At 48.3% G+C, this 3,961-nt stretch carries 7 protein-coding genes; 5 read left to right on the forward strand and 2 right to left on the reverse strand.

What is annotated here, in order from left to right:
- On the forward strand, positions 1-758 hold a 758-nt coding region (locus tag ACTIE6_RS21100), incomplete at its 5' end, for an NAD(P)/FAD-dependent oxidoreductase (RefSeq protein WP_439558519.1).
- Position 759: 1 nt separating this feature from the next.
- Entirely contained in the window at positions 760-1,080 is a 321-nt protein-coding gene (locus ACTIE6_RS21105; RefSeq protein WP_439558520.1) for a 2Fe-2S iron-sulfur cluster-binding protein, read from the forward strand.
- A 26-nt stretch (positions 1,081-1,106) separates the two neighbouring features.
- Here ACTIE6_RS21105 and ACTIE6_RS21110 read toward each other — a convergent pair whose 3' ends face one another.
- Entirely contained in the window at positions 1,107-2,003 is an 897-nt protein-coding gene (locus ACTIE6_RS21110) for a LysR family transcriptional regulator (protein ID WP_439558521.1), read from the reverse strand.
- A gap of 90 nt (positions 2,004-2,093) precedes the next feature.
- Here ACTIE6_RS21110 and ACTIE6_RS21115 point away from each other — a divergent pair, with 90 nt between their 5' ends.
- From ACTIE6_RS21115 to ACTIE6_RS21125, 3 genes are all read left to right on the forward strand, one after another.
- The gene (locus tag ACTIE6_RS21115) at positions 2,094-2,447 is read left to right on the forward strand and encodes a hypothetical protein (protein WP_439558522.1); all 354 of its coding nucleotides are present in this window, start codon (positions 2,094-2,096) and stop codon (positions 2,445-2,447) included.
- Positions 2,448-2,451: 4 nt separating this feature from the next.
- Positions 2,452-2,799, forward strand: coding sequence for an NAD-dependent epimerase/dehydratase family protein (locus tag ACTIE6_RS21120; RefSeq protein ID WP_439558523.1), 348 nt, complete (start codon positions 2,452-2,454; stop codon positions 2,797-2,799).
- A 76-nt stretch (positions 2,800-2,875) separates the two neighbouring features.
- The gene (locus ACTIE6_RS21125; RefSeq protein ID WP_439558524.1) at positions 2,876-3,166 is read left to right on the forward strand and encodes a putative quinol monooxygenase; all 291 of its coding nucleotides are present in this window, start codon (positions 2,876-2,878) and stop codon (positions 3,164-3,166) included.
- 67 nt (positions 3,167-3,233) lie between these two features.
- Here the strand turns inward: ACTIE6_RS21125 and ACTIE6_RS21130 are convergent.
- Positions 3,234-3,961 (reverse strand): polysaccharide lyase family 8 super-sandwich domain-containing protein (locus ACTIE6_RS21130; RefSeq protein WP_439558525.1); only part of this gene is annotated, 728 nt, incomplete at its 5' end.

A 3,961-nucleotide genomic window follows, 5' to 3' on the forward strand; every position in this document is an offset into this window, starting at 1 on the left:
GTGAGCGCGTAGATACCGTTACGCGACTGGATCACGGCGGCTTCGTGGTACAAACCCACGACGATACCCGCATTGAATGCAAAGTACTCGTGATCGCGGGCGGATTGGGCTGCTTTGAACCTCGTAAGCCTGTTATCAATGGGTTGGAGCAGTTCGAGGGACAAGGCATTTCCTATTTTGTCAAAAACCCTGAAACTTTCAGGAACCGCACAGTGGTACTTTCCGGCGGAGGCGACTCTGCATTGGACTGGGCTATATTCCTCGCCCCAATCGCTTCGGAAATCACGCTGGTACACCGGGGAGAAACATTCCGGGGCGCGCCCGACTCCGCCGAAAAAGTAGTTGATATGGCGCACAAGGGACAAATCCGCCTTTTGCTCGAATCGCAGATTACAGAAGTGGCGGGGAACGGACATTTACAGTCACTTACCGTTTCCAGCAAACACAATGGGGTATTTGACCTGGAAGCCGATCACCTGATCCCGCTTTTCGGACTCACACCCAAGCTCGGCCCGATAGCCGACTGGGGCCTCGCGCTGGACAAATCGGCCATCGAGGTGAATGTAGATGATTACTCCACATCAACACCGGGCATCTTCGCAATCGGGGATATCAATACGTACACAGGCAAACTGAAACTGATCCTTTCGGGCTTTCATGAAGCAGCTTTGATGGCGCAAAGTGCCTTTAAATACGTGTATCCCGAACAAAAGCTAAGCTTCAAGTACACGACTGTTAACGGTGTTAATGCATTCTGATATGATAGAACTGACAGTTATCGATCGCCAGGGACAGGAAAAAGCCCTGCAACTGGTGGAAGCCGAAGAGGCTAACCTCATGGAAACATTGAAAAACCATGATTATGAAATGCGCGCAACCTGCGGCGGGCTCGCATTGTGCGCTGACTGCCACTGCATCATTCTCAAAGGTCAGGATCAGCTCGCAGAGCCACAAGACGAAGAGTTGATGACACTCGAAACCCGTCCCGATGCGCAGGATAACAGCCGCCTGGCGTGCCAACTCAAAGTCAGCAGTGACCTGCACGGCGTTTTACTGCAACTGACGAATTATGCGAATTAGACTATGTGAGAAGCTATTCGGGCTTCTCACTTAAACTCGTTTTGCAGCAAGGTTTCGATATACCCGATCTCCTGCATATACAATGATTGCTTCCTTTTGCCGAAATAAAGGGTGTTTTCAAGAGGCTGAAAACCTTCCCATATCTTCGTTACCTGACCACTTTCGATCGCCTGCCGGCAAAGAAATTCCGGTAGTACGGCCAGTCCGTTTCCTTGCGAAAGGCAGCGGATAATGGAGAATTTGTTGGGTACGATATAGTTGGGTAAAAAGCCCGGTCGCTCCCCGAAGTTTACTTCCCAAAAACTGTTGAGAACACCCATATCCGCCGCGGTATTGTACCAAAGCTGCGCCTTCATCCAGTCTCTTGCAACAGTCTTGTCTGATTGATCCGGTACCTTAAACCCGCTCAAATCGGTGTGCAGCCCGGCTACCATCACAAGCCGCTCCGCTGTGAATGGATCATAGATCAATCCATTGCTGTTGCTTGTGCAGGTGGTCAGGATCAGGTCTACTGCCCCATTTTCGAGAGATAAATTCAGCTGGTCGTGGCTTCCGAACTGCATGATCAGGTTAAAGTCAAGTGAAGGAATATGCCTTTCCAATGCTTGCTGGAAGGTTTCCACGCACATACCGACACTGACCGTCGCCCGCTCGGTACCCGATTTTCGCTGGAAGCGCATTTCAATATCTTCCAGGCACATCAGCGAGTTGAGCATTTGCTGATACAACAACTTCCCCTTTTCAGTCGGTATCATCTTACGCGCAGTCCGTTCGAAAAGCGGAAAGCCGGTATAGGATTCCAGCGCATTCAAATGCAATCCTACGCCAGGTTGAGAAACGTACAGCAGCTTTGCGGCTCCGCTCATGGTACCTGTATCGTACACTGCTTTGAAAGTCCTGAACCATTCAAGATTAGCTTGCATATATAATATTAATTATAGACATCGCAAGTTTAACTTATTTTTATTATAGTTAACCGCCTTCTAGTTTTGTCACATCAAAAATATGCGACAATGAAAAAGGTATTTATTATAAACGGCGGGCAGCAGTTTGCCCACTCCGGAGGCAGGTTCAACAAGACGCTGCTGGAAACAGATGAGATATTTTTCACAGCTGAAAACGGTTATGAGCTTCGAACCTGGAATGCACCTGAAACCGCATTCACACTCCCCGGCGAATTCTTCAATCAAACCACTGTGGACGATGGTGTTTTAATGGGCTTTCACAGGATGAATGCATTCCTGTCCTTGCAGCGGGTTGACGGGATGCATTTTCATGACGTAGAGAAAAACGTTACGCCGGAGCGGGTTTTAAACTATAAAGAACTGTATCTGAACCATCTAAAAACCACCTTGACAAACAACTGAGTATATGGACGCGAAAAAAGTTTTCATTATGGGAATCACGGGATATATTGGCGGCTCGGTTGCCATGAAGTTGAAAGAAGCAGGTTATCAAGTCACCGGACTTGTACGGAAGCCGGAAGATATAGACCGCCTCGATGCGCTGGGACTTGAAGGAGTTTTGGGTAACATACACGACGAGCCACTGCTCAGAGCATGTATTTCGCATTCGGATACAGTAATTCACACAGCCGAATCTGCCGATGATGCATTCGCAGCCGGTCTTTTGGTGGACTTGCTTGCTGGTACCTGCAAAACGCTTCGGTGCGATCGGTGCTCATTTTGGCTTCGCATCAAGCAGCTATTGCAGTGCTGACAAAGCGAGACAGGAATTAGGCTGGAAACCTGAATTTGACAATATTTTGGACTTTATAAATTAACTTATTGAACGTATGTCAATCTATCTAACAGCGATAATCAAGAGCAAACCTGAGTTTACAGCAGAGGTGAAAGACATTCTTGAAAAAATGGCGATCGAGACGCGGAAAGAGGCTGCGTGCGTACTTTACGATCTGCACCAGGGGATTCACGATGAAAATGTGTTTGTTTTTTACGAGATCTGGGAGAACCAGGCTGGTCTCGATAACCACAATCAACAACCTTATATCAAGGAATTTGTGAGCCGGGCTGATACCCTGCTCAGTGAAATGCCGACGCTTTATCCTACCAGCAAAGTTGGCTAGGCAGCATTGAATTCATTTTAAGAAGAAAACTCCCGCCGGATGCATTTAACCGGCGGGAGTTTTTGATTTATCTAAAATCCTGACTCACACTCTGCCCCGCCATTCCTTCGGCAGGCAGCTTGAAGTTCAGGAGCGTACTTCCCTTTGCAGTTCCTCTACTTACTTTAACAAGATCGGAGCTTGTACTCAGCACTTTACTTACTTCCAGTTCAAGTGAGTTCAGCTTTTCGGTTGGGTCAGAAACAGTGATCTGCTGAACTGCATTTCCCTTGGTTTTTACCATAACCATACACGGATTTCTCGCTGTAATCGTGAGCTGATCGCTGATTTTCTGTGTACCTGACTTGTAAAACACGATCTGCGTAACGCCCAATCCTGCATGCTGTACCGCCTGGATTTCAGGAGTATTTGCAAGAATGCGAACCGGTAGCTGCTTCCTGTATGCAGCAATCTGTGCTGCTTGCATCCCGGGAACAACAATGTACTCGTAGGTCCCGCCCGCTGGCTTGCGCCCGTGATCCAGCCAAACTTTGAATACATCCTGCTTTACCTCCTCGTCTGTCGCCCACGAATGGTGATTGATCAGCCGCCAGGTTCCGGTTGCAGTTGTGTTGCTCACATGCAGCTTTGTTGGGCTGGTAAAAAGATAAGCCACGCCATCGTGCTGCACCCAGTCCGCGGCTTCCAGCTGGTGTTCTCCTGTTTTCAAAACAGTGATTTTTTTGCCATCGCTGACGGTAACATTACCCGCCAGCAGACACTGATTCAGGGTAGTAGCTACTGGGTTATCTGCAT

It is taken from the genome of Dyadobacter sp. (assembly GCF_051859145.1).
In the GTDB taxonomy this organism is placed as follows: Bacteria; Bacteroidota; Bacteroidia; order Cytophagales; family Spirosomataceae; genus Dyadobacter.

Excerpts from the sequence above, each read along its gene's own strand:
- ACTIE6_RS21105 (WP_439558520.1), top strand. The coding sequence starts at position 760 with ATGATAGAACTGACAGTTATCGATCGCCAGGGACAGGAAAAAGCCCTG.
- ACTIE6_RS21110 (WP_439558521.1), bottom strand. The coding sequence starts at position 2,003 with ATGCAAGCTAATCTTGAATGGTTCAGGACTTTCAAAGCAGTGTACGAT.
- ACTIE6_RS21115 (WP_439558522.1), top strand. The coding sequence starts at position 2,094 with ATGAAAAAGGTATTTATTATAAACGGCGGGCAGCAGTTTGCCCACTCC.
- ACTIE6_RS21120 (WP_439558523.1), top strand. The coding sequence starts at position 2,452 with ATGGACGCGAAAAAAGTTTTCATTATGGGAATCACGGGATATATTGGC.
- ACTIE6_RS21125 (WP_439558524.1), top strand. The coding sequence starts at position 2,876 with ATGTCAATCTATCTAACAGCGATAATCAAGAGCAAACCTGAGTTTACA.